Source organism: Micromonospora sp. NBC_01392 (assembly GCF_045040125.1).
Taxonomy (GTDB): Bacteria; Actinomycetota; Actinomycetes; order Mycobacteriales; family Micromonosporaceae; genus Micromonospora.
The window spans coordinates 5,823,151-5,847,407 of record NZ_CP109549.1; the positions used below are offsets into that span (position 1 = coordinate 5,823,151).

Below are 24,257 nucleotides of genomic sequence, written 5' to 3' on the forward strand. Positions count from 1 at the left end.
AATGTAGCACTCCTACTACATTCCGAGGGAGACACACTCACTCGCGCGGGCGGTGGAGCCACCGCGTCACCGGCGGCGGGTCCTCCTCCTCGTACGAGCGGGCCGCGCGCACCGCGGCGGCCAGGCCGGACCGGCGGGGCCGGGTCCCCGCGCGCAGCACCGGATCGGCGGCCATCTCCCGGACCAGGGCCACCGCCAGGCCCAGCATCACCACCACGAACGGCAGCGCGACCAGGATGGTGGCCTGCTGCAACGCGTCCAGGCCGCCGACCAGCAGCAGCGCCGCCGCGACCGCGCCGATGAGCACGCCCCACAGCACCACCACGCCCCGGTGTGGCCGCAGCGCGCCCCGCGAACTCAACGAACCGAGCACCAGCGACGCCGAGTCGGCGCTGGTCACGAAGTAGAGCGCGATCAGCACCATGGCGAGCACGCTGGTCACCGTGGCCAGCGGCAGCGCGTCCAACAGGCCGAACAGCGCCTGCTCCGAACCGGCGCCCACGTCGGCCACCAGGTCCCGGGTGCCGGTGGCCTGGGTCCGCAGCGCGGTCCCGCCCATCACCGCGAACCAGACCGCGCTGGCGCCGCTGGGCACCAGCAGCACCCCGATCAGGAACTGCCGGACCGTACGCCCGCGCGAGATGCGCGCGATGAACGTGCCCACGAACGGCGCCCAGGAGATCCACCACGCCCAGTAGAAGATCGTCCAGGAGCCCAGCCAGGCCGGATCGGAGAACGCGCCGGTGCGCGTCGACATCCGGACCAGGCCGCTCAGGTAGTCGCCGACCGCGGCCGGCAGCACCTCCAGCGTGTAGACCGTCGGACCGACCACGAACACGAACAGCATCAGCACGACGGCGATCAGCACGTTGGTGGTGGACAGCCACTTGACGCCCCGGTGCAGGCCGGAGAAGGCCGACAGCACGAACGCCAGGGTGAGCGCGCCGATGATCACCAGCTCGACCGTCCGGCTGTCCCGCACGCCGCTGACCAGGTCCAGACCGGCCGCCACCTGGAGCGCGCCGAGCCCGAGGCTGGTGGCCGAGCCGAACACCGTGGCGAACACGGCCAGCAGGTCGATCGCGCGCCCGGCCGGGCCGTACGCCCGGTCGCCGAGCAGCGGCACGAACGCCGACGAGATCCGGTTGCCCCGCCCCCTGCGGAACGTCGAGTACGCCAGCGCCAGCGCCGCGATCGCGTAGATGCCCCACGGGTGCAGCGTCCAGTGGAACAGCGTGTACTGCATGGCCGTGGCGGCGGCGGCGCCGGTCTGCGGCTCGACGCCGGAGGCGGGCGGCGGCGCCGCGTAGTGCTGGATCGGCTCGGCGACGGCGAAGAAGACCAGACCGATGCCCATGCCGGCGCTGAACATCATGGCGATCCAGGCGAGCCCGTTGAACTCCGGCTCGTCGTCGTCGGCGCCCAGCCGGATCCGGCCGAACCGGGAGGCGGCGACCACCACCGCCAGCACCAGGAACGCGTCGGCGGCGACCACGAAGAACCAGCCGAACGTGTCGATCGTCCAGTTCAGCCCCGCCGCGCCGAACGACGCCAGGGAGCCGCGGGCGAACACCCCCCAGAGCACCACGGCCAGCACGCCGGCCACGCCGAGCCCGAGCACCACCCGGTCGGCCGGCTGCGTCGCGGGCCGCTCCCTCACCTGTTCCGCCATGCCCCCATCCTGGGCAGCGCGGACGCCGGGGCGGGACGAAACGCCCCACCCCGAGGGTTAGGCGGGGGTGGGGGTGGGTTCCTCGGCTTCGGCTTCGGCGTTCCAGGTGCGCTTGGTGGCACGCCAACCCTCGTCGTCCAGGCCCAGGCGCCAGTAGCCGGAGATGGACAGGTCGGCCCGGGGCACGCCGCGCTCGACCCGGAGCAGGCGCCGCAGCTCCTTCACCGCGCCGGCCTCGCCGTGCACGAACACGTGCACCCGGCCGGGCGGGAACTCCAACGCCCGGACCGCCTCGACCAGTGCCGCGCCGACCGGACGCCCGGCCCGGTGCAGCCACCGCAGTTCCACCGCGCCGTCGCTGGCCAGCGGCAGCTCGTCGGCCGGCCCCTCGACCTCGACGAAGACCCGGGCCGGCGCGCCGGCCGGCAGCCGTTCCAGCGCGGCGGCGATCGCCGGCAGCGCGCTCTCGTCGCCGGCCAGCAGGTGCCAGTCGGCGGTCGGGTCCGGCGCGTACGCGCCGCCCGGCCCGGTGAACAGCACCCGGTCGCCGGGGCGCAGCGCCGCCGCCCACGGGCCGGCCAGCCCCTCCTCGCCGTGGTGGACCACGTCGACGGTCAGCTCGCCGGCCGCCGCGTCCCAGGCCCGCACCGTGTAGGCCCGCAGCCGGGGCCACTGCGCCGCCGGGAACTCACGTTTGATGGTGGCCAGGTCGGTGGGGTGCGGGTAGGCCACCCCGGCCGGCGGGAAGACGAACTTCACGTAGTGGTCGGTGTACGCGCCCACCGGCAGGCCGGTCAGCTCGTCGCCACCGAGCACGAGCCGGATCAGGTGCGGGGTGGGCCGCGTGGTCCGGACGACCGTGGCGGCGGTGAGCGTCTTCGGGCGATCCGTCATGCAACTGAGGCTACCCTCACTTCCCGGCCGGGCCGGGCGGGCGGTCAGCTCGCCGACACCAGCCGGGCGTGCCAGGCCAGCGCGGCCGGATCGGTGAGCGAGGCGACCTGGTCGATCACCACGCGCAGCCGCGCGGCGTCGTCCGGGGCGTCCCGCCAGAGCGGCGCGAAGACCTCGTCGAGCGCGTCCGGCGCCCGGTCGAGCAACGCGGCGACCAGCTCGGCGAGGAGTTCCCGCTGCCGGTCGTAGCGGCCACTGGCACCCGGCCGGCGCATCACGTACCGCAACGCGATGCCCTTGAGCAGCGCGCACTGCGCCCGGATCCGGCGCGGCACCACCAGGTCGGCCGCGTAGCGGCGGTGCGGGCCGGGGCCGTGACGCGCCTCGGTGGCGGCCACCACGCTCGACACGAACCGGCCGGTGAGCACGCTCGTGGTGGCCTTCAACGCGGCGAGCGCCCGGTGGCTGCCGTCGTACGCGGCGAGCGGGGCGAGCACTGGATCGGCGAGCAGTTCGGCCAGCACCCCGCCCAGGTCCTCCGGGGCCTCGCCGGAGTAGGCCGCCGCCACGTCGGCGCAGAGCGCCCGCCGCTCGTCCTCCTCGGCCAGCAGCGGGCGCAGGTCGACGTAGCCGCCGTGGATGCCGTCCTCGACGTCGTGCACCGAGTACGCCACGTCGTCGGCCCAGTCCATCACCTGCGCCTCCAGGCAGCGCCGGTCGCCGGGCGGGGCGCCGGCGCGCAGCCAGTCGAAGACCGGACGGTCATCGGCGTACACGCCGAACTTGCGCTGGCCGGGGCGGCGCGGCCACGGGTACTTGCCGACCGCGTCGAGCGCGGCCCGGGTCAGGTTCAGCCCGGCGGACCACCCGTCCGGGGTGAGCACCTTCGCCTCCAGCCGGGTGAGCACCCGCAGCGTCTGCGCGTTGCCCTCGAAGCCGCCGCAGGCGGCGGCCAGCGCGTCAAGCGCGTCCTCACCGTTGTGGCCGAACGGCGGGTGACCCAGGTCGTGGGCCAGCCCGGCGGTGTCCACCACGTCCGGGTCGCAGCCGAGCCGGGCGCCCATCTCGCGGGCGATCTGCGCCACCTCCAGCGAATGGGTCAGCCGGGTACGCAGGAAGTCGTCGGTGCCGGCGGCGTGCACCTGGGTCTTCGCGGCGAGCCGGCGGAACGCCGCGCAGTGCAGCACCCGGGCCCGGTCCCGCTCGAACGGCGACCGACCGTACCCGGTGTCCTTCGGCGCCTCGGCGACCAGCCGCGCCGCGTCGTCGGTCAACGTGGGGGAAGGACGCAGAACTCGTTGCCCTCCGGATCGGCGAGCACCGTCCACCCCGCCTCGCCCTGCCCGACGTCGACGTGCCGCGCGCCCATGTCGACGAGCCGTTCCACCTCGGCCTCCAGGTCGGTCGGGCGCAGGTCGACGTGCAGCCGGTTCTTGCCCTGCTTCGGGCCGGAGACCGGGACGAAGACGAGGCCGGGGAGCGTGTCGGGCGTGCGGCGGATCTCCACCTCGTCCGGCTTGTCGGTGATCACCTGGTAGCCGAGCGCCTCGGCCCACCAGCGGGCGAGCCGGGACGGATCCCGGGCGTCGACGGTCAGGTTCTCCCAGACGGCGGTCATACGGCCACCCCTCCTGATCGACACGTGGCGGAAGCTCAGGTTACGCCCGGGTGGCCGGAAAGGCGCGCCGGGCGGGGCCGCCGGTGGTCATCGGCGGCCCCGCCCGGGACGTGCTCAGCGGGAGTCGGAACCGGTGGTGCTGACGGCCGCGCGGCCGGCCTCCAACCGGGCCACCGGCACCCGGAACGGCGAGCAGGAGACGTAGTCCAGTCCCACCTCGTGGAAGAAGTGCACCGAGTCCGGGTCGCCGCCGTGTTCGCCGCAGACGCCGAGCTTCAGCCCGGGCCGGGCCGCCCGGCCCTCCTCGGCGGCGATCCGGACCAGCCGGCCGACGCCGTCTGCGTCGATCGACTCGAACGGGGAGATGCCGAAGATGCCCAGTTCCAGGTAGCGCCAGAAGAACGCGCCCTCCACGTCGTCGCGGGAGAAGCCCCAGGCCATCTGCGTCAGGTCGTTCGTGCCGAAGGAGAAGAACTCGGCCGCCTCGGCGATCTGCCCGGCGGTCAGCGCCGCCCGGGGCACCTCGATCATGGTGCCGATCAGCACCTCGACGCCGCTGTCGCCGACCACCTCGGCGATGATCTTCTCGGCCTCCGCGCGTACCGTCTCCAGCTCCTGGACGGCGCCGACCAGCGGCACCATGATCTCCGGGCAGGCCGTGCCGCCGTCGCGGGTGACCGCGACGGCGGCCTCCGCGATCGCGCGGACCTGCATCGCGAACAGGCCGGGGATGACCAGGCCGAGCCGGACGCCGCGCAGGCCCAGCATCGGGTTCTCCTCGTGCATCCGCCGGACGGCGGAGAGCAGCGCCTCCTCCTTGGCCACGTCCTCGCCGCGCTCCTGGGCGACCGCGACGTTGACCGCGAGCTGCTCCAGCGGGGGCAGGAACTCGTGCAGCGGCGGGTCGATCAGCCGCACCGTGACCGGCAGGCCGTCCATCTCCCGGAAGATCTCCACGAAGTCGGCCCGCTGGAGCGGCAGCAGCGCGGCGAGCGCGTCCTCCCGCTCCCGCTCGCCGGCGGCGAGGATGAGCCGCTCGACCAGCTCCCGACGGTCGCCGAGGAACATGTGCTCGGTGCGGCACAGGCCGATGCCCTCGGCGCCGAAGCGCCGGGCCCGGGCCGCGTCCGCGCCGGTGTCGGCGTTCGTCCGCACGCGCAGCCGCCGCGCCGCGTCGGCGTGCGTCATGATCCGGTGTACGGCGCGGACCAGCGGGTTGTCGATGTGCTCCGGGTCGAGGCTGCCCTCGAAGTACTGCACCACCTCGGACGGCATGACCGGCACCTCGCCGAGGTAGACCTTGCCGGTGGTGCCGTCGATCGAGACCACGTCGCCCTCGCCGACGGTGTGCCCGCCGACGGTGAACTTCTTCGCCGGGACGTTCACCTCCAGCTCGTCGGCGCCGGAGACACAGGTCTTGCCCATGCCCCGGGCCACCACCGCGGCGTGGCTGGTCTTGCCGCCGCGCGAGGTGAGGATGCCCTTGGCGGCGATCATGCCGTTGAGGTCGTCCGGGTTGGTCTCCCGGCGGACCAGGATCACCGACTCCCCCTCGGCGGCCAGCTCGACCGCGCGGGCCGAGGTGAAGACGACCTTGCCGGAGGCGGCGCCCGGGGACGCGCCGATGCCCTTGGCGACCGGCGGGACGTCGTGGTCGAGCTGGAAGCGCGGGAACATCAACTGGGCGAGCTGCGCGCCGTTGACCCGGTGCAGCGCCTCGTCCAGGTCGATCAGGCCCTCGTCGACGAGCTGCCCGGCGATGACGAACGCGGCGGCGGCGGTGCGCTTGCCGACCCGGGTCTGGAGCATCCAGAGCTTGCCGCGCTCGATGGTGAACTCGATGTCGCAGAGGTCCTTGTAGTGCTCCTCCAGCCGGGCCATGATGCCGAGCAGCTCGTCGTAGGAGGACTTGTCGAGCTGCTCCAGCTCCTGCAACGGCACCGTGTTGCGGATGCCGGCCACCACGTCCTCGCCCTGGGCGTTGGCCAGGTAGTCGCCGTAGATGCCCTGCGCGCCGCTGCCCGGGTCGCGGGTGAACGCGACGCCGGTGCCGGAGTCGGGGCCGAGGTTGCCGAACACCATGCTCACCACGTTGACCGCGGTGCCCAGGTCGGCCGGGATGCGCTCCTGGCGGCGGTAGAGGATGGCCCGCTCCGCGTTCCACGAGTCGAAGACCGCCCGGATGGCCAGGTCGAGCTGCTCGCGCGGCTCCTGCGGGAACTCCCGCCCGGTGTGCTTGGCGAAGATCTTCTTGTACGCGTCGACCAGTCCACGCAGGTCGTCGGCGTCCAGGTCGAGGTCGTTCCGCGTGCCCTTGGCGTGCTTGGCCTCGTCCAGCGCGTGCTCGAACTCCTCGCCCGGCACCTCGCAGACGGTCTTGCCGAACATCTGGATCAGCCGGCGGTAGGAGTCCCAGGCGAACCTGTCGTTGCCACCCGCCTGGGTGCTCAGGCCGATGACGCTGCGGTCGTTGAGGCCGACGTTGAGGACGGTCTCCATCATGCCGGGCATGGAGAACTTGGCGCCGGAGCGTACCGAGACCAGCAGCGGGTCGCCCGGGTCGCCGAGGCGGCGGCCCATCTCGCGTTCCAGGGACTCCAGGTGCGCCTCGATCTGGCCGGCCAGCCCGTCCGGCTCACGCCCGGTCGTCAGGTACGCCTGGCAGGCCTCGGTGGTGATGGTGAAGCCGGGTGGGACGGGCAGGCCGAGGTTGGTCATCTCGGCCAGGTTGGCACCCTTGCCACCGAGCAGGTCCTTGAGGTCCCTGTTGCCCTCGGCGAAATCGTAGACGTACTTGTGCTCGACCGTTTCCTGCGTTGCCACCAGAGCCTCCCACGCGCGCCATTGACACTTAACGAAGGTTCAGTTCGGACATACCCCGGGAGCCACCACCGGCAATCCCGGCTCGTCAGCGATCGGTGGGCGAAGGTTAAGCGAACTTCGCAGGACCTGGGACCGTTCGGTGACGATCGGCACAAGAGTCACCACTGCCCACGTCCGTACCGGTTTTTGGGAACGCTTCCACGCGCACGATCACGCAAATTCCGATTCCCCTCGTACCCTTGACGGCACCGGATATCGCCGAACCTGACCTTTGCCATATCCCGCACGAATACACCCCTCGGAGCCGTCGCCGTGTCGACCAACCCCGTAGCCCCCGAGACCGGTCCCCTGCCCGGCGTGTCGCCGGGAACCGCCGAGCTGGCCCGCGTCGCCGCCGAGCGGGCCACCGAGCGGCTCACCCCGCCCGCGCCGGTCCGCCTCGCCGACGTCGTGCCGGCCCCCGAGCGGGCGCACCCCGACCCGGCGGGCGACTTCACCCTGCCGCCGGACGCGGCGCTGCGGGTCAGCCCCGCCGGCCGGGACGTGGCCGAGCAGCTCGCCGGCTGGTTGCGCCCGCCCACCGGCTTCCCGCTCCCGGTGACCGACGTCGCCGATCCCGGGCCGGACGCCCCGCTGACGCTCACCGTCTCGGCGGCCACCGCCACCGCGCCCGCGGGCTCAGCGGCCCCGACCCCGCCGGCCGACCACCCGACCGCCGCCGGGACGGCCAGCGGCGACGCGGGCGGCGACGCGGCGCTCGGGGACGAGGGCTACCGCCTCGACGTCACCGCCATCGGCATCCGGATCACGGCCGACACGCCGGCCGGGCTGTTCCACGGCGCGCAGACGCTGCGGCAACTCCTGCCCCCGGCGATCGAGAGCGCCACAGCGGTCGCCGCACGCTGGGCGGTGCCCGGCGGCACGATCGTCGACCGGCCGCGTTTCCCCTACCGGGGTGCCATGCTCGACGTCGCCCGGCACTTCTTCGGCGTCGAGGACGTGCTGCGGATGGTCGACCACCTGGCCCGCTACAAGCTCAACCACCTGCACCTGCACCTCACCGACGACCAGGGCTGGCGGATCGCCGTCGACTCCTGGCCCCGACTCGCCGAGGTCGGCGGCGCCACCGGGGTCGGTGGCGGCCCGGGCGGCTGGTACACCCCTGACGACTACCGGCGGATCGTCGCGTACGCCGCCCGCCGGCACGTGACCGTGGTACCCGAGATCGACCTGCCGGGGCACACCAACGCGGCGCTTGTCGCGTACCCCGAACTGGCGCCGAGCAAGACCGCGCCGCCGCCGTACACCGGCACCGACGTCGGGTTCAGCTACGTCGACCCCGCCGACGAGCGGACGTACGCCTTCGTCGCCGACGTGTTCGGCGAGGTGGCCGCGCTGACCCCCGGGCCGTGGCTGCACCTCGGCGGCGACGAGGCGTTCAAGGTGCCGGCGGCGAGCTACCGCGCCTTCGTCGAGCGGGCCCAGGCCCTGGTCGCGGCCACCGGCAAGACAGTCGTCGGCTGGCACCAGCTCGCCCCGGCCGGGCACGTCGACGGGCGCGTCCTGCAGTGGTGGGGCACGAACGGCGACGACCCCGAGACGGCCGACGCGGTACGCCGGGGCGCCCGGCTGATCCTCTCCCCCGGCAACCACGCCTACCTGGACATGAAGTACGCCCCGGACACCCCGATCGGGCACGACTGGGCGGGTCTCGTCGACGTGCGGCGCGCGTACGACTGGGACCCCGGCAGCCACGTCCACGGCGTACCGGTCGAGGCCGTGCTGGGCGTGGAGGCCCCGCTGTGGACCGAGTCGGTCACCACCCGCGCCGAGATCGAGTTCATGATGTTCCCCCGCCTGCCCGCCGTCGCCGAGCTGGGGTGGTCGCCCCGCTCGACGCACGACTGGGCCGGGTTCCGGGCCCGGCTCGCCGGCCACGGCCCGCGCTGGGCCACCGCCGGCATCACCTTCCACCCCGCCCCCGAGATCCCCTGGCCGACGACGACGGTGGCACCGCAGCGCCGCTCGGCCGACCGGCCCGACCGCGCGCTGTTGGGGTGAGGTCAGGAGGAGCCTGCCGACGTCAGGTCAGGCACCTCATCCCGGCGATGCCGTTGGCCAGCTCACTGCCCGAACCGCTGAGCACCCGGACCGAGTTGACGTCGCCGGAGTAGGCCACCTCGCCCGCCCGGTCGCAGAGCCGGCGGGCCGGGTCGGCGTCCCCGTCGGCCAGTGTGGTGGCGACCACGACCGTGGTGCACTGCCCCTCCACCGTCACCGCTCGGACCTGATCCGACCGGAGATGCCGGCTGACCGCGTCGGCGACCGCGTCGCACGGGACCTCGGCGGCCGTCGGGCTCGGCGCGGTGGCGTCCGGCGGGATTGCCGTCCGGCTCGGCGCGGCGGCGCCGGGCGGGACGGACGGGTCGTCGGCGTCGGCACAGCCGACCAACGATGCGAACCCGAGCGCGACCACCGAGGTGACGAGCGCGGCGTGCCTGAGCGATGTCATGTGCGGACCGTCCTGACGTGGTGGGGGGATGCCGGATCGGGCGTCATGCCGGGGCCCGTCCGGTGAGCAGCAGGAGCCCGGCGGGCAGCCGGTAGCCGGTCCCGGGCGCACGGAACCGGGCGAGCAGTGCGGCCACCCCGGCCCGCGCCGCCGCCTGTCGCGACGGTCCGGCGGCCCGGTACGCGGCACCGGCCGGGCCGACCTCGATCAGCCAGTCGGCGACGGTGTCCGGGTCATCGGGCGCGGTCAGGGTGACGTCGTGGGCGTCGACGGTGACGTCGTCGAACCCGGCCTCGGCCAGGACCCGGCGGGCCCGCGCCGGGTCGGCGAGCGCGAACGGCCCCGGCTCGTCGCCGACCGGTAGCGGCGGCAGCGCCCCGACGTGCGGGGCGGCGCCGAGCACCGCCGCGGTCAGCCACGGCGTCGTGCGACCGTCCCGGAAGACGGTCGCCGCCAGCCGTCCGCCGGGACGCAGGGCCCGCCGCAGGGTGCGGCATGCGGTGACCGGGTCGGCGAGCAGCATCAGGGCCATCCGGGAGTGGATCGCGTCGAACGGCGCGCCCGGGACGACGTCCAGGGTGTCCAGGTCGGCCACCACGAACCGCAGGTGGGGATGGCGGTCGCCGGGGAAGCGCGCATCGGCGGCGGCCAGCATCTCGGCGGACAGGTCGAGGCCGACGGCCTCCCCGGCCGGCCCGACCGCCGCCGCCAGGTCGGCCGTGGTGCCGCCACAGCCGCAGCCGACGTCGAGGATCCGCTCGCCGGGTCGCGGGTGCAGCCAGTCCAGCGCCACCGCGCCGAGTGGTCGACCGAGTTGGTCCTGGCGGTCGGCGTGGTGCACCCAGCCCGGCGCCGCCCCCGTCCAGAACGTGACGTTGCGTGCCCGCAGGCCGACCAGGTCGGCCATCAGAACGGCATCTCGGTGCCGTCGACCGTCATGGACCGGAAGCCGGCGGCCTTGCTCGCGTCGAAGCCGTCGTCCTGGGCCGCCAGGCCGGCCGCGCGGACGAGTCGCTCGGACTGGAAGCGCCGGAACGCGGCCTCGTCCTGCCAGACGTTGATGATGCGCCAGCCGCCCTCGACCGGTCCGGCAACGTGGGCGAGCAGGCCCGGCGGACGGTCCGGGCCGAGGTGGCGCTCGACCAGCCGGTACTCGTGCTCACTGACGCCGGGCATCTCCTGGACGACACCGAATGGCATGATCATCAACTCTTTCCGATAGAGTAAGCCTCTATCCAATAGATGACTACACTCGCATGGTGGGTGTCAAGAGGAGGTACGAGTCGGCAAGACGCCAGGAGCAGGCCCGACAGACCCGGCGGGCGATCCTCGCCGCGGCCGGCAAGCTGTTCGTCGACCCCGGCTACGCGGCCACTCCGCTGACCACCGTCGCCGCCGAGGCCGGCGTGGCCGTCCAGACCGTGTACGCGATCTTCGGCAGCAAGCGTCAGCTGCTCTCCGCTCTCGTCGACGTGACAATCGCCGGTGACGAGGAACCGACCGCGCTGCCCGACCGCCCGTTCGTCGCGGAGATCCGGGCGCTGCCCGACGCCCGGGCGAAGCTGGGCCGCTACGCCCGGCACCTCAGCGCGACCCAGGCCCGGCAGGTCGACATGATGATCGCCCTCACCGGCGCCGCCAGCGCGGACCCCGACGCGGCCGCCATCTGGCGCAAGAACGTCGAGGAACGCCGGCGGGGCATGGCGATGTTCGCCGCCGAACTCGTCGCCACCGGCTCCGTACGCCCCGACCATGACGTCGACAGCGTCGCCGACGTGCTGTGGCTGGCGATGGACTTCCGCAACTACGACTGGCTGGTACGACAACGCGGCTGGCCGGTCGAGCGGTACGAACGCTGGTACGTCGACACCGTCGCCGCCGTGCTGATCTGAGCCGCCCCGGCGCCGTCAGCTCCGGGCGCGTTCCCGGAGCACGGCGGCGGTCCGCTCGTCGGCCGGGTAGAACGACGCGATGGACAGCTCAGCCACCGTGACGTCCAGCGGCGTGCCGGGTCGTCGGCACCATCCTGCCCTACGTCGATCCGCTGACCGACATCCGCGGCCACGAGCAGATCGCGGCGGCCATCGCCAGCGTCCAGCAGTCCTTCCCGGGCCACGCCCTGCGCCCGCACGGCCCGTCGACGGCCACCACGCCGTGGTCCGGTTCGGCTGGGAACTGGTGCCCGTCACCGGCGGCAATCGCGATCGACCTCGACGCGCGTTCGGTGCTCGGTTTCCCGGACAAGGTCCCCGCCACCACTCCCCCAGACCCCTCAACCCGTTGATCATGAAGTTGGCGGCGACAAAGCGGACCACAATCGCCGTCAACTTCATGATCAACGGGTCGGGCCGGGTGGGATTGGGGAGGTTTGGGGGTTTATTGGGGGGGTGTTCGGTTACGGGGTGGGCGTCGGGATTCGTCGGCCGGTTGAAGATGGCGCGGTGCGCGGACGCGAGGTATGTCCGCCGGGTCCGGGTCGGTCGGCCAGGCCGGTGGGCCCGACCGGAATCCCTCCCCGCCCCCGGACGTTGAACATGGCTCACCCCCGGGGAGCCCGCCGCGGAGCGCCGGCCCCGGAATGCCGGGCCCCGCCCGGTGGTTACACCCCCGAGCCGCCCGAGCAGGTCGCCCACCGCCGACCGCCGGACGGCACAGACCCCCCGCGGCACCCCGCGCCGCACACCCCCGAACCGCAGAGGAGTCGCATCATGCGTACCGATCTGATCCGCAAGACCGCTCTGACCGTCGCCGGGATCGCCGCCACCGCCGGTGGCATCGCCGGCCCCGCCATCGCCGCCCAGGCCACCCCCGCCGAGCGCGCCGCCCAGGTCGTCACCACCGACCGCAAGGGCCACGGCGAGCGGGAGCTGGGCGTGCGCTACGAGGCCCAGCCCAACTTCTACTTCTGCGGCCCGGCCGCGGCCCGCAACGCGCTCAGCGTGCAGGGCAAGAACATCGACGTGGCCGCCATGGCCAAGGAGATGGGCACCACCGAGGCCGGCACCAACTCCATCAACGACATCACCCCGGTGCTGAACAAGGAGACCGGCAAGGACGTCTACAGGTCCACCGAGATCCCGGTCGACAAGGCCGGTGACAAGGTCGACAAGCTGCGCGCCGACGTCGTGCGCGCGGTGGACGACGGCCGGGCCGTGGTGGCCAACATCGCCGGGACCGCCACCGACACCGACGGCACCGTGCACTCCTTCGAGGGTGGCCACTACATCAGCGTGGTGGGCTACCGCGACGGCGGGAAGGTCGTGACGATCGCCGACTCGGCGAACCCGGACCAGGCCTCCTACCGGATGGACGTGGACGCCCTGGCGCACTGGATCGCCAGCCGCGGCTACAGCTCCTGACCGCAGGACATGACGAAGGGCCCGACCCCACCGGGGGTCGGGCCCTTCGGCGTACCGGGATCAGCCGCCGGAGTCGTCCAGCTCGGCGCCCTCCGGCGGGGTGTCGTCGTCGCGGCTGGCCAGCCAGCCGTCGGGCAGGAAGACCTTGCCCGGGGAGTTGGTCCGGCCGCGCGGTTGGCCGAGCGTCTCGACCGGGAAGGGCACCGCCGGGTCGAGCTTGCCGAGCAGGTCGTCGAGCTGGGCCAAGCTCTCGATCATGGCGAGCGAGCGGCGCAGCTCACCGCCGATCGGGAAGCCCTTCAGATACCAGGCCACGTGCTTGCGGAAGTCGGTGCAGCCGTCCCGTTCGCCCCGGGCCGGGTTGCGGGCCCCGGCGACGAACTGCTCCACCAGCAGCTCGGCGTGCCGCCGCATGGTCACCGCGACCTCGCCGAGCGTGGGCAGCCGCCGGTCGGTGCGCCCCTCGAACGCGGCCTCCAGGTCGGCGAAGAGCCACGGCCGGCCCAGACAGCCACGCCCCACCACCACGCCGTCCACGCCGGTGTGGGCCACCATCCGCAACGCGTCGTCGCCCTCCCAGATGTCGCCGTTGCCGAGCACCGGCACGTCCAGCGCCGCCTTGAGCGTGGCGATCGCGTCCCAGTCGGCGGTGCCCGAGTAGCGCTGCGCCGCCGTACGCCCGTGCAGTGCGACCGCCGCGACGCCCGCGTCCTGGGCGGCGAGCCCGGCCTCGACGTACGTCAGGTGGTCGTCGTCGATGCCCTTGCGCATCTTGACCGTGACCGGCACCCCGGCCGGTGACGCGGCGTCCACCGCGGCCTTGACCAGCCGGGCGAAGAGCCGGCGCCGCCACGGCAGGGCCGAGCCGCCGCCCCGGCGGGTGACCTTCGGGACCGGGCAGCCGAAGTTGAGGTCGATGTGGTCGGCGAGGTCCCGCTCGACCACGATCCGCACGGCGGCGGCGGTGATCTCCGGGTCGGTGCCGTAGAGCTGGAGGCTGCGCGGGTGCTCGTCGGCGCCGAAGGCGATCATGCGCAGCGTCTTCGGGTTCCGCTCGACCAGCGCGCGAGTGGTGATCATCTCGCAGACGTAGATGCCGCCGCCCTGCTCGCGGCAGAGGCGCCGGAAGCCGACGTTGGTGATCCCGGCCATCGGCGCGAGCACCACCGGCGGCCACACCGCATACGGCCCGATCTGCAGCTCACTCACCGCCCAAGTGTAAGGACGGGCCCCCTGTTAACGCCTTCTGCATAGGCGGGGCCCCCTCTTAACACGGCGCATATCACAGATCAGGCAGGGCGGCGGGTCCTCCACAAGCGGGGTGGTTGTCCACAGGGCAAGGGGCGGGGGCGGCGCGGACCGCCCCGGTGGATCAGCCTCCGGGCATGGTTGACTTCACTACCGAACTCGCGGAGACGGCGCACCGGCAGCAGCAGATCCTCACCCGCGCCCAGTTGCTCGCCGCCGGCTTCGACGACATGTTCCTCTACCGGCAGACCCGCCGAGGGCTGTGGCAACGTGTGCTGCCGGCCACGTACGCGCTGGTCACCGGCACCTTGACGGACGAGCAGCGGCGGATCTCCGCAGCCCTGTACGCGGGTCCGGAAGCCCAGCTCACCGGGCTGGCGGCGCTGTGCTGGTACGGCTTCCGGTACAGCCCGCGCACCGACGACGTACACCTGGTGGTGCCGCACCAGTCGCGGCGGAAGTCCTCCGGTCACGCGGTGATCGCCCGCGCGCTGGCGGTCGACGACAGGGCCCGGCACACGGCCCTCTACCCGGTCTGCTCGCCCGCCCGGGCCGTGGTCGACGCGGCCCGGGGCCTGCGCCACCTGCGGCCGGTACGCGCCGTCGTGGCCGAGGCCGTGCAGCGCGGGTTCACCGACCTCGCCGCCCTTGACGAGGAGATCCGGCGGGCCCGGCGGAGCCGGACGGCCCTGGTCAGGAAGGCGTTCTCCGAGGTCGTCGCCGGTGCCCGATCCGCGCCCGAGGCCGAGCTGCGGGAGTGCCTGGCCGGCAGCCGGCTGCTCCCGGACCTGCTCTGGAACCCGCGGCTGAGCGTCGGGGACGGGCGGCGGCTCCCCACGCCGGACGGCTACCTGGCGGACGCGGCGGTGGCGCTGGAGGTGGACTCGCAGGAGTTCCACTTCACCCCCGACGACTGGGCGCGCACGCTCGACCGGCACAACGAGCTGAGCCGGCTGGGGGTGCTCGTCCTGCACTTCACGCCGGCGCAGATCCGGCGGAGCCCGACGCTGGTGCGACGGACGGTCGAGGAGGCGTACGAGTCACGGCGGGGTCTGGCCGCCACCCTCGACGTACGCGTCTCCTGAATCAGGTGTGAGAAGGGGCCCCTTCTCGACCGGAAACGTTAAGAAGGGGCCCCTGCTTACACCGTCAGCAGCCGGGGAGGCGCTCGATCAGGTAGCGCTCGACCTGGTCCAGGGCTACTCGCTCCTGGGCCATGGTGTCCCGGTTCCGGACCGTCACCGCGTTGTCGTCGAGCGTGTCGAAGTCGACGGTGACGCAGAACGGCGTGCCGATCTCGTCCTGGCGGCGGTAGCGGCGGCCGATCGCCTGCGAGTCGTCGAACTCGACCACCCAGCGCTTACGCAGGTCGGCGGCGAGTTGCTTGGCCTTCGGCGAGAGCGCCTCGTTGCGGGACAGCGGCAGCACCGCCACCTTGACCGGGGCCAGCCGCGGGTCGAAGCGCATCACGGTGCGCTTGTCCACGCCGCCCTTGGTGTTCGGGGCCTCGTCCTCGTCGTACGCCTCCAGCAGGAACGCCAGCACCGCGCGGGTGAGACCGGCGGCCGGCTCGATCACGTACGGCATCCAGCGTTCCTGCTTCGTCTGGTCGAAGTACGACAGGTCGACGCCGGAGTGCTTGCTGTGCGTGGAGAGGTCGAAGTCGGTGCGGTTGGCGATGCCCTCCAGCTCGGCGAACTCGGTGCCGCCGAAGCGGAACTTGTACTCGATGTCGACGGTGCGCTTCGAGTAGTGGGAGAGCTTGTCCTTGGGGTGCTCGTAGAAGCGCAGGTTCTCCTCGGACAGGCCGAGGTCGAGGTACCAGTTCCAGCGCTCGGAGAGCCAGTATTCGTGCCACTGCTCGTCGGTGCCCGGCTCGACGAAGAACTCCATCTCCATCTGCTCGAACTCGCGGGTGCGGAAGATGAAGTTGCCCGGGGTGATCTCGTTGCGGAACGACTTGCCGGTCTGCGCGATGCCGAACGGCGGCTTCTTGCGGGCGACCGTCTCCACGTTCTTGTAGTTGACGAAGATGCCCTGGGCGGTCTCCGGGCGCAGGTAGTGCATGCCCTCGTCGCTCTCCACCGGGCCCAGGTAGGTCTTCATCAGGCCGTTGAACATCTTCGGCTCGGTGAAGGTGCCCTTGTTGCCGCAGTTGGGGCAGTTCAGCTCCGTCAGCGAGGTCAGCGGCTTGCCGTGCTTGGCCTCGTACGCCTCTTCCAGGTGGTCGGCCCGGAACCGCTTGTGGCAGGACTGGCACTCGGTGAGCGGGTCGACGAACTCGGCGATGTGGCCGCTGGCCTCCCAGACCTTGCGGGCCAGGATGACCGCCGAGTCGAGGCCGACCACGTCGTCGCGCTGCTGGACCATGGTCCGCCACCACTGCCGGCGGACGTTCTCCTTCAGCTCGACGCCGAGCGGACCGTAGTCCCACGCCGACCGGGTGCCCCCGTAGATCTCACTGGAGGGGAAGACGAAGCCCCGGCGCTTGGCGAGGCTGACGACGGCGTCGATACGGTCGGCTGGCATGTTTCCTCCTACGCCGGCTGGCGGTCGGCGCGGTCGAGATGGATGGATCCGGGCTGTTCGGGACCACGGTACGACCGCCGCTGCCCCGAGCCCAGCAGAATACCGGGGGCCGGTCAGCTCACCCCGCAGACCTCCATGCCGCCGGTCTGCCGGTCGGGCGCCAGCGTGACGGTCTGCGCCTCCCGCCGCCCACCGGCCAGCGTCACGTCCACCGGCACGGTCAGCGTGGCGGTGTCGACCTTGCCCACCCGGTAGCCGGAGATCTGCGGCTCGGTGGCGGCCCGCTGCTCGAACTCCGGCCGGGACTCGCGTCGCCGGGCGTCGTCGCAGAGCCGGTCGTACGCCTTGGACCACTCCCGGGCGACAAGCGCCTGGTAGTAGTCGTCGGTGACGGCCCGGCCCTGCTCGCCGACCGCCTGCACGTTGCTCACCGCCAGCCCGACCACGGCCGCGCCGCCCCCACCGCAGCAGAGCACCAGGGCCAGCGCGCCGACGCCGAGGCCGAGCCAGAGCCGGGCCCGCCCGCCCTCGGTGGGCGGGGCGGCGAACGGCGGCGCGACGCCGGGACCGGGCGGCGGCGCGGGCACACCCGGCTCCGCCGGGGCGGCCGGCGGCGTGCCGGGCGGCACGGGTGGCGGGGGCGGCGCGGCCGGTCCGGGAGCGGTCATACGCGCCAGGGTAGTGCCCCGGGACTCAGCGGTACGGGCCTGCGGCACGATCACTGGCGACGACGACGATCTCGCCCTGCGGGGCGGCGTTGGCGAGCGTCTCGTACGCCGACGGCTCGTCCACGGATCGGGCGAGCAGCGGCACGGCGGTGACCTTGACGTCGAACCCGCCCAGCGCCCGCCGGTACGCCCCGACCGACTCCCATTCGGTGAGCAGGCACCAGTGGGCCGGGTCGTCGAGCGCCCGGAGCAGTTCGCCGCGCAGGTAGCCGGGGCGGGCGGCGAGCGCGGCCAGCGCGGCGTGCGCCTCCCGGGTGAACTCGTCAGCCGTTTCGGCGTCCACCACGAACCGGTTGGTGACCAGCACGGCGTTCCTCCTCGTAGAGTTTGTGGCATGCAGCGTACGCAGAGTCCCGTGCTGTCCCGGTTGGCCCGGCTCAACCCGACGACGGTGTTCCTCGCCGCGCTGGTGCTGGTGCTGGTCGGCCTCTTCGCGCCCGGCCCGGCCGGCGGCGTCCTGCTGTTGGTGCTGGCGGCCGGGCTGGTCGGGTTGATGTCGGTCACCTGGCCGGTGCAGCGGCCGGCGACCCGGGTGCTGCGGCTGCTGATGCTCACCCTGTTGATCGCGGTGGCGCTGGCGAAGCTGACGGTCGACTGAGCCGCTCCGGGCCGGGCCGACCCGCGCTGACATGCAAGCATGCGTTTTTGACAATAATTTTCGTTATCGCGGACAGTTGCTCCATGACCGCCCGTGCCACCCCCCGCGTCCTGACCGCCGCCACCGCCGCCCTGCTCGCCCTGGGCGGGCTCAGCGCCTGCTCGGACGGCGGCGACGGCGGCGGCAAGGACCCGGGCCGGGTCGACGTGGTGGCCGCGTTCTACCCGCTCCAGTTCCTGACCGAGCGCGTCGGCGGCGACCGGGTCGTGGTCGGCAACCTGACCAAGCCCGGCGCGGAGCCGCACGACCTGGAGCTGAACCCCCGCCAGGTCGGCCAGGTGGTCGACGCCGAGCTGATCGTCTACCTGACCGGCTTCCAGCCGGCGGTGGACGAGGCGGTCGAGCAGAACGGCGGCGACCGCGCGTTCGACGTGGCCGGTGTCGCCCCGCTGCTCGACGCCGCTGCCGGTGGCCACGAGCACGACCACGAGGGCGAGGCCGGCCACGAGGAGGAGGGCGGCGGCAAGGACCCGCACCTCTGGCTCGACCCGACCCGGCTGGCCACCGTCGGCGACAAGCTCGCCGAGCGCCTCGGCGCGGTCGACCCGGACCACGCCGCCGACTACACCGCCCGGGCCGGCGCGCTGCGCGCCGAGCTGACGACGCTCGACACCGAGTACGCCGAGGGCCTGCGTTCCTGCCAGCGCCGCGAGATCGTGACCAGCCACACCGCCTTCGGTTACCTGGCCGAGCACTACAAGCTGGAGCAGATCGGGCTCACCGGCCTCACCCCGGAGGCCGAACCCTCCCCGCAGCGGCTCGCCGAGGTCGCGCGGGAGGCCCGGGCGCACCAGGCCGGTACGATCTTCTTCGAGACGCTGGTCAGCCCGAAGGTCGCCGAGACGATCGCCCGGGAGGTCGGGGCGAAGACCGCGGTCCTGGACCCGATCGAGGGCCCGCCCGCCGAGGGCGACTACCTGTCGGCCATGCGCGCCAACCTCCAGACCCTGCGAACCGCCCTGGACTGCTCATGACCTCATCACCCGTGATCGACATCGCGCACGCCACCGTCGGCTACGACGGCCGGCCGGTGCTGCGGGACGTCTCGCTGACGCTGACCGCCGGCGAGGTGGTCGCCGTACTCGGCGCCAACGGCTCCGGCAAGTCGACGCTGGTCCGCGCCGCGCTCGGCCTGGTGCCGCTCGGGGCCGGGTCGGTCACCCTGTTCGGCACGCCGCAGCGCCGCTTCCGGCAGTGGCACCGCATCGGGTACGTCCCGCAGCGGCTCGGCGCCGGCGGCGGGGTGCCCGCCACGGTGGCCGAGGTGGTGGCGTCCGGGCGGCTGGCCCGCCGGGGCGTGCTCCGGCCGGCGGGGCGGGCGGACCGGGAGGCGGTGACGGCGGCGCTGCGCGCGGTCGGGCTCGCCGACCGGGCCGGTGACCCGGTCGCCACGCTCTCCGGCGGGCAGCAGCAGCGCGCCCTGATCGCCCGCGCGCTGGCCGGCGGCCCGGAGCTGCTGGTGCTGGACGAGCCGACCGCCGGCGTGGACGCGGCCAGCCAGGAGGCGTTCGCCGGGGCGCTGCGCGGCTTCCGCGACGGCGGCGGCACGGTGCTGCTGGTCGCCCACGAGCTGGGGCCGCTGCGCCCGCTGATCAGCCGGGCCGTGGTGGTGCACCAGGGCGGGATCGCCCACGACGGCGCGGTGCCCGAGCCGGCCGGCCACCACGCCGACCCGGACCACGAGCACGTGCACCCGCACTGCGACGAGGAGCCCGCCGGGCTCTGGAGGAGCATCTGAGATGGACCTCTTCCAGTACGACTTCATGCTCCGTGCCCTGGTCGGCGCGCTGGTCATCGGCCTGGCCGCGCCGGCGCTCGGCATCTACCTGGTGCAGCGCCGGCTGGCGCTGATCGGCGACGGCATCGGGCACGTGGCGCTCACCGGCGTCGGCGCCGGGCTGCTGCTCAACCGCTCCCCGGTGCTGGTGGCGGTGCTCGCCGCCACGCTCGGCGCGGTCGTCATCGAGCTGGTCCGCGCGTACGGGCGCACCTCCGGCGACCTCGCGCTGGCGTTGCTGTTCTACGGCGGCATCGCCGGCGGCGTGATGCTCGTCGGCCTCTCCGACGCCAGCAGCGGGTCGCTCAACGCGTACCTCTTCGGGTCGCTGACCACCACGTCGCAGGGCGACCTGGTCACCATCGGCGTGCTCGGCGCGGTGCTGCTGGTGACCATGCTGGTGCTGCGCCCGGCGCTGTTCGCGGTCTGCCACGACGAGGAGTACGCGCGCGTCTCCGGCCTGCCGGTACGGGCGCTGAACCTGCTCGTCGCGGTGGGCACCGCGGTGACCGTGACCATCGCCATGCGGGCGGTCGGGGTGCTGCTGATCAGCGCGTTGATGGTGGTGCCGGTGGCCACCGCCCAGCAGGTGACCCGCGGTTTCCGGTCCACCATGACGGCGGCCATGGCGTTGGGCCTGTTCGCGGCCGGGGCCGGGGTGTGGGTGGCCGCCACGGCCGACACCGCGCCCGGCGCCTCGGTGGTGCTGGTGGCGATCGGCTCGTTCCTGGTGGTGGCGCTGCTGGCGGCCGGCGGGCGGGCGCTGCGGCGGCGCCGCGGCCGGGCGACGCCGACTCCCGCGCCGGTCGAGCCGGCCGAGCACGAGGTGCTGCTCGGATGAGAGCGCCCCAACCGGCAGTGGTTATCGTTACGGGGTGACCGGGACCAACGGGTACGACGCCTTCGAGGGCGCGGGCGAGCTGCTCCGCGCCCTCTCGGCCCCGATCCGGCTCGCCATCGTCAGCGAGCTGGCCGAGGGTGAGCGCTGCGTGCACGAGCTGGTCGAGACGCTCGGCGCCCCGCAGCCGCTGGTCTCCCAGCACCTGCGCGTGTTGCGCGGCGCCGGGGTGGTGCGCGGCTCGCGACGCGGCCGGGAGATCGCGTACGCGCTCGTCGACGAGCACGTCGCGCACATCGTGGCGGACGCGGTCAGCCACGCCGGGGAGGGACCGGCATGACCACCGGCACGCCGCGTACCACCCGGCAACGCAGCGCGGTGAGCGCGCTGCTGGACGAGGTCGAGGGCTTCCACAGCGCCCAGGACCTGCACGCCATGCTGCGCCGACGGGGCGACCGGATCGGGCTGACCACGGTCTACCGGACGTTGCAGGTGCTCGCCGACGCCGGCGAGATCGACGTGATGCGCCCGCCCGGTGGCGAGCATCTCTACCGACGGTGCAGCGACGACGGGCACCACCACCACCTGGTCTGCCGGGGCTGCGGTCGTACCGTCGAGGTGGCCGGGCCGGCGGTGGAGAAGTGGGCGGACCGCATCTCCGCCGAGCACGGCTTCACCGAGGTCAGCCACACCCTGGAGATCTTCGGGACCTGCCCGGCCTGCGCCGGCCGGTAAATCCGACCGGTGCCGCCGTGGCCGCGCCGTGGCAGGCTGTCCGGCGTGAAGATCTACGCCGACCGTTTTCCGACCGCCCTCCGCCAGCTCCTGACCGACCTGCTCGTGGTCGTCTGGGTGTACGCGGCGATCCGCTTCGCGCTCTGGCTGCACGACCTGGTCGAGAAGCTCGCCGTACCCGGGCAGAAGCTGGAGGGCGCCGGTGCCGGCCTCGCCGACAACCTGGCCGACGCCGGCGGCAAGGTGGGCCGGGTGCCGCTGGTCGGCGACGAGCTGACCGCGCCCTTCACCCGGGCCGCCGACGCCGCGCGCGCGATGGCCGAGGCCGGCCGGGACCAGCAGGAGCTGGTCGGCCAGTTGGCGCTCGCGTTGACCGTCGCGGTGCTGGTGTTCCCGCTCGGCCTGGTGCTGTTCGGCTGGCTGCCGCTGCGGGTGCGCTGGATGCGCCGGGCCGGCGCGGCGAAGGCCATGTCCGCCGCGCCCGCCGGCCGGGACCTGCTGGCGTTGCGCGCGCTCGCCGGTCAGCCGCTGTCGAAGCTCCAGCGGATCGCGCCGGACGTGGCCGAGGCGTGGCGGCGCGGCGACGACGCCACCGTCGACGCGCTCGCCGCGCTGGAGCTGCGCGGACTGGGGTTGCGCACCGGCCGGTAGGGTGTCCCGGTGCTGTACTTCCTGATCGTCGTGGCCGTGCTGCTGCTGGCCTACGCGGGCGTGCTGGTGAGTTTCGTCCGCAAGGGCCGCAAGATCCCGCCGGCGGCCTACCTGGTGCTGGCCGCGCTCAACGGCCTGATCCTTGCCGCGGTGATCGCCTGGGCCATCGCCCGCCGCTGAGCGGGTGTTAAAAGGGGCCCCCTCCTCTGCCGGAGGCGTTAACAGGGGGCCCCTCCTTTCACAGGCGGCGGCGGACGTCGTGGGCGGTGGAGGGGCCTGGGGTCCAGGGGGCCACCCAGGGGAGGTCAGTTGGTGGGGTGATCACGCCGGTCTCTACCGAGGCGTAGCGGCCGGCGACGATCCGCTTCGCGGCGGCCACGTCGACCGAGTCGGTGTTCGACCAGAGGCCGGTGAACAGCTCGTCGACGCGCAGCCGCGCCTGGCGGCAGAACAGGTCGGCCAGCTCGATGTTCTCCGGGTGTTCGAGCCGCTCGGCGTACGCCCGGACGCAGACCGCGGACATCGCGAACAGCTCCGCGCCGATGTCCACCACCCGGCCGAGGAACGCCTGCTTGCGCTCCATCTTCCCCTGCCACCGGGACATCGCGTAGAACGTCGACCGGGCCAGCTTGCGGGAGGTCCGCTCGACGTGCCGCAGGTGCCCGGCCAGCGGCCCGAACTCCTGGTACGCCCCGGGCGCCTGCCCCTTGCCGACCGCGAGCGTGGGCAGCCACTTCGCGTAGAAGGCACCGGCCCGCGCGCCGGCGGCGGCCTTGCGGCCCAGCCCGGCGTCCGGGTCGATGATGTCGCCGGCCACCGAGAGGTGCGCGTCGACCGCCTCGCGGGCGATCAGCAGGTGCATGATCTCGGTGGACCCCTCGAAGATCCGGTTGATCCGCAGGTCCCGCAGGAGCTGCTCGACCGCGGCCGGTCGTTCGCCCCGGGCTTCGAGCGAGTCGGCCGTCTCGTAGCCGCGCCCGCCCCGGATCTGGATCAGCTCGTCGGCGATCCGCCACGCCATCTCGCTGGCGTACAGCTTGACCAGCGCCGCCTCGATCCGGATGTCGTTGCGGTCGTCGTCGGCGAGCAGGCAGGACAGGTCCAGCATGGACTCCATGCCGTACGTGGTGGCGGCGATGAACGACAGCTTCTTCGCCACCGCCTCGTGCTCGCCGACCGGCCGGCCCCACTGGACCCGGTCGGCGGCCCACTCCCGGGCCACGTTCAGCGCCCACTTGCCGGCGCCCACGCACATCGCCGGCAGCGACAGCCGGCCGGTGTTCAGCGTGGTCAGCGCGATCTTCAGGCCCTTGCCCTCGCCGCCGATCACGTTCTCGGCCGGCACCACCACGTCGTGGAACCGGGTGAGGCTGTTCTCCAGGCCGCGCAGCCCGACGAAGGAGTTGCGCCGTTCCACCGTGATGCCCTCGCTGTCGCCCTCCACCACGAACGCGGTGATCCCGCCGCGCCGCCCCTCGGAGGCCGGCACCCGGGCCATCACCACCAGCAGGGTGGCGACCGTGCCGTTGGTGGCCCAGAGCTTCACCCCGTTGAGCCGGTAGCCGGTGCCGTCGGAGGTGGGCTCGGCGGTGGTGGCCAGCCGCGCCGGGTCGGAGCCGACGTCCGGCTCGGTGAGCAGGAACGCGGAGACCTCGCCGGCGGCCAGCCGGGGCAGGAAACGGTCCTTCTGCTCGGGCGTGCCGAACATCTTCAGCGGCTGCGGCACGCCGATCGACTGGTGCGCGGAGAGCAGCGCGCCGATCGCCGGGCTCACCGAACCGGCGAGCATCAACGCCCGGCAGTAGTGCAGGTTGCTGAGCCCGAGCCCGCCGTACTTCCGGTCGATCTTCATGCCGAACGCGCCGAGCCGGGCCATGCCGTGGAACACGTCGTCCGGGATCCGCGCGTCGCGCTCGATCGCCGCGCCGTCCACCTCGGCGCCCAGGTACGCCCCGAACGCGTCGAGGAACTCCGCCGCGCGGGCGATGTCGGCCGGGTCGGACCGGGGCCACGGGTTGATCAGGTCGAGCCGGAACCGGCCGAGGAAGAGTTCCTTGCCGAAACTGGGCCGGTCCCAGGCCGCCTCGCGGGCCGCCTCGGCGACCTGGCGGGCCTCCTTCTCGGAGACCTGGCCCGCCTCGGTGGGGAGCGGCCCCACCCCGTCGGCGTTGTTCTGTGTCGTGGTCACGGCTGCCTCCTGGATGGTCGGTCCGGC

25 protein-coding genes are annotated in these 24,257 nt (G+C 73.3%); 12 read left to right on the plus strand and 13 right to left on the minus strand.

Annotated elements, in window-relative coordinates:
- Nucleotides 1-37: 37 nt before the first annotated feature.
- From OG767_RS25130 to ppdK, 5 genes are all read right to left on the minus strand, one after another.
- Complete coding sequence (locus tag OG767_RS25130; RefSeq protein WP_405090786.1) at nt 38-1,672, minus strand: BCCT family transporter; 1,635 nt, start codon at nt 1,670-1,672, stop codon at nt 38-40.
- A 57-nt stretch (nt 1,673-1,729) separates the two neighbouring features.
- On the minus strand, nt 1,730-2,566 hold the full coding sequence (locus OG767_RS25135) for a siderophore-interacting protein (RefSeq protein WP_405090787.1): 837 nt from the start codon (nt 2,564-2,566) through the stop codon (nt 1,730-1,732).
- 44 nt (nt 2,567-2,610) lie between these two features.
- Nucleotides 2,611-3,840: a deoxyguanosinetriphosphate triphosphohydrolase gene (locus tag OG767_RS25140; RefSeq protein ID WP_405090788.1), complete on the minus strand. Its 1,230-nt coding sequence runs from the start codon at nt 3,838-3,840 to the stop codon at nt 2,611-2,613.
- The gene (locus OG767_RS25145; RefSeq protein ID WP_107155743.1) at nt 3,837-4,184 is read right to left on the minus strand and encodes a VOC family protein; all 348 of its coding nucleotides are present in this window, start codon (nt 4,182-4,184) and stop codon (nt 3,837-3,839) included. The genes OG767_RS25140 and OG767_RS25145 overlap by 4 nt, the downstream gene beginning before the upstream one ends.
- Before the next feature lie 114 nt (nt 4,185-4,298).
- The gene (gene ppdK / locus OG767_RS25150; protein ID WP_405090789.1) at nt 4,299-7,007 is read right to left on the minus strand and encodes a pyruvate, phosphate dikinase; all 2,709 of its coding nucleotides are present in this window, start codon (nt 7,005-7,007) and stop codon (nt 4,299-4,301) included.
- Nucleotides 7,008-7,259: 252 nt separating this feature from the next.
- Here ppdK and OG767_RS25155 point away from each other — a divergent pair, with 252 nt between their 5' ends.
- Nucleotides 7,260-9,068: a beta-N-acetylhexosaminidase gene (locus tag OG767_RS25155; protein ID WP_405094305.1), complete on the plus strand. Its 1,809-nt coding sequence runs from the start codon at nt 7,260-7,262 to the stop codon at nt 9,066-9,068.
- A gap of 22 nt (nt 9,069-9,090) precedes the next feature.
- On the opposite strand, the gene OG767_RS25160 is transcribed toward OG767_RS25155, so the two are convergent.
- Genes OG767_RS25160 through OG767_RS25170 form a run of 3 tightly spaced genes read right to left on the minus strand, consistent with a single transcriptional unit; the run spans nt 9,091 to nt 10,719 of the window.
- Nucleotides 9,091-9,519 carry a hypothetical protein gene (locus OG767_RS25160; protein ID WP_405090790.1) on the minus strand — a complete coding sequence of 143 codons (429 nt, stop codon included), beginning with the start codon at nt 9,517-9,519 and terminating at the stop codon, nt 9,091-9,093.
- Between the two features lie 43 nt (nt 9,520-9,562).
- Entirely contained in the window at nt 9,563-10,426 is an 864-nt protein-coding gene (locus OG767_RS25165) for a methyltransferase domain-containing protein (protein WP_405090791.1), read from the minus strand.
- Entirely contained in the window at nt 10,426-10,719 is a 294-nt protein-coding gene (locus OG767_RS25170; RefSeq protein ID WP_405090792.1) for a hypothetical protein, read from the minus strand. Before OG767_RS25170 ends, OG767_RS25165 begins: the two co-directional genes overlap by 1 nt.
- A gap of 56 nt (nt 10,720-10,775) precedes the next feature.
- Between OG767_RS25170 and OG767_RS25175 the strand changes: the two genes are divergently transcribed.
- Entirely contained in the window at nt 10,776-11,411 is a 636-nt protein-coding gene (locus tag OG767_RS25175) for a TetR/AcrR family transcriptional regulator (RefSeq protein WP_405090793.1), read from the plus strand.
- Nucleotides 11,412-12,227: 816 nt separating this feature from the next.
- Entirely contained in the window at nt 12,228-12,878 is a 651-nt protein-coding gene (locus OG767_RS25180; RefSeq protein WP_405090794.1) for a C39 family peptidase, read from the plus strand.
- 60 nt (nt 12,879-12,938) lie between these two features.
- Here the strand turns inward: OG767_RS25180 and dusB are convergent, their stop codons facing one another.
- Nucleotides 12,939-14,087: a tRNA dihydrouridine synthase DusB gene (dusB, locus tag OG767_RS25185; RefSeq protein WP_405090795.1), complete on the minus strand. Its 1,149-nt coding sequence runs from the start codon at nt 14,085-14,087 to the stop codon at nt 12,939-12,941.
- A 176-nt stretch (nt 14,088-14,263) separates the two neighbouring features.
- Here dusB and OG767_RS25190 point away from each other — a divergent pair, with 176 nt between their 5' ends.
- Nucleotides 14,264-15,211 carry a type IV toxin-antitoxin system AbiEi family antitoxin domain-containing protein gene (locus OG767_RS25190; RefSeq protein WP_405090796.1) on the plus strand — a complete coding sequence of 316 codons (948 nt, stop codon included), beginning with the start codon at nt 14,264-14,266 and terminating at the stop codon, nt 15,209-15,211.
- Nucleotides 15,212-15,275: 64 nt separating this feature from the next.
- On the opposite strand, the gene OG767_RS25195 is transcribed toward OG767_RS25190, so the two are convergent.
- The 3 genes from OG767_RS25195 to OG767_RS25205 all read right to left on the minus strand — a co-directional run bounded on the left by OG767_RS25195 (nt 15,276) and on the right by OG767_RS25205 (nt 17,690).
- The gene (locus OG767_RS25195; protein ID WP_405090797.1) at nt 15,276-16,655 is read right to left on the minus strand and encodes a glycine--tRNA ligase; all 1,380 of its coding nucleotides are present in this window, start codon (nt 16,653-16,655) and stop codon (nt 15,276-15,278) included.
- 113 nt (nt 16,656-16,768) lie between these two features.
- Nucleotides 16,769-17,242, minus strand: a complete 474-nt coding sequence (locus tag OG767_RS25200) for a hypothetical protein (protein WP_405094306.1) — start codon at nt 17,240-17,242, stop codon at nt 16,769-16,771.
- 106 nt (nt 17,243-17,348) lie between these two features.
- The gene (locus OG767_RS25205; RefSeq protein ID WP_107155735.1) at nt 17,349-17,690 is read right to left on the minus strand and encodes an antibiotic biosynthesis monooxygenase; all 342 of its coding nucleotides are present in this window, start codon (nt 17,688-17,690) and stop codon (nt 17,349-17,351) included.
- Between the two features lie 27 nt (nt 17,691-17,717).
- Here OG767_RS25205 and OG767_RS25210 point away from each other — a divergent pair, with 27 nt between their 5' ends.
- From OG767_RS25210 to OG767_RS25245, 8 genes are all read left to right on the plus strand, one after another.
- Nucleotides 17,718-17,981, plus strand: a complete 264-nt coding sequence (locus tag OG767_RS25210) for a DUF6703 family protein (protein WP_405090798.1) — start codon at nt 17,718-17,720, stop codon at nt 17,979-17,981.
- An 83-nt stretch (nt 17,982-18,064) separates the two neighbouring features.
- Nucleotides 18,065-19,015, plus strand: a complete 951-nt coding sequence (locus OG767_RS25215; protein WP_405090799.1) for a metal ABC transporter substrate-binding protein — start codon at nt 18,065-18,067, stop codon at nt 19,013-19,015.
- On the plus strand, nt 19,012-19,779 hold the full coding sequence (locus tag OG767_RS25220) for a metal ABC transporter ATP-binding protein (protein WP_396775754.1): 768 nt from the start codon (nt 19,012-19,014) through the stop codon (nt 19,777-19,779). The genes OG767_RS25215 and OG767_RS25220 overlap by 4 nt, the downstream gene beginning before the upstream one ends.
- Nucleotide 19,780: 1 nt before the next feature.
- Nucleotides 19,781-20,659: a metal ABC transporter permease gene (locus OG767_RS25225; protein WP_405090800.1), complete on the plus strand. Its 879-nt coding sequence runs from the start codon at nt 19,781-19,783 to the stop codon at nt 20,657-20,659.
- A gap of 34 nt (nt 20,660-20,693) precedes the next feature.
- Nucleotides 20,694-20,996 carry a metalloregulator ArsR/SmtB family transcription factor gene (locus tag OG767_RS25230; protein WP_107155730.1) on the plus strand — a complete coding sequence of 101 codons (303 nt, stop codon included), beginning with the start codon at nt 20,694-20,696 and terminating at the stop codon, nt 20,994-20,996.
- The gene (locus OG767_RS25235; protein ID WP_281937165.1) at nt 20,993-21,391 is read left to right on the plus strand and encodes a Fur family transcriptional regulator; all 399 of its coding nucleotides are present in this window, start codon (nt 20,993-20,995) and stop codon (nt 21,389-21,391) included. Before OG767_RS25230 ends, OG767_RS25235 begins: the two co-directional genes overlap by 4 nt.
- A 45-nt stretch (nt 21,392-21,436) precedes the next feature.
- Nucleotides 21,437-22,042 carry a hypothetical protein gene (locus tag OG767_RS25240; RefSeq protein WP_405090801.1) on the plus strand — a complete coding sequence of 202 codons (606 nt, stop codon included), beginning with the start codon at nt 21,437-21,439 and terminating at the stop codon, nt 22,040-22,042.
- 9 nt (nt 22,043-22,051) lie between these two features.
- Nucleotides 22,052-22,222: a hypothetical protein gene (locus OG767_RS25245; protein ID WP_199199561.1), complete on the plus strand. Its 171-nt coding sequence runs from the start codon at nt 22,052-22,054 to the stop codon at nt 22,220-22,222.
- A gap of 58 nt (nt 22,223-22,280) precedes the next feature.
- Here the strand turns inward: OG767_RS25245 and OG767_RS25250 are convergent, their stop codons facing one another.
- On the minus strand, nt 22,281-24,230 hold the full coding sequence (locus tag OG767_RS25250) for an acyl-CoA dehydrogenase family protein (protein ID WP_405090802.1): 1,950 nt from the start codon (nt 24,228-24,230) through the stop codon (nt 22,281-22,283).
- Between the last annotated feature and the right edge of the window lie 27 nt (nt 24,231-24,257).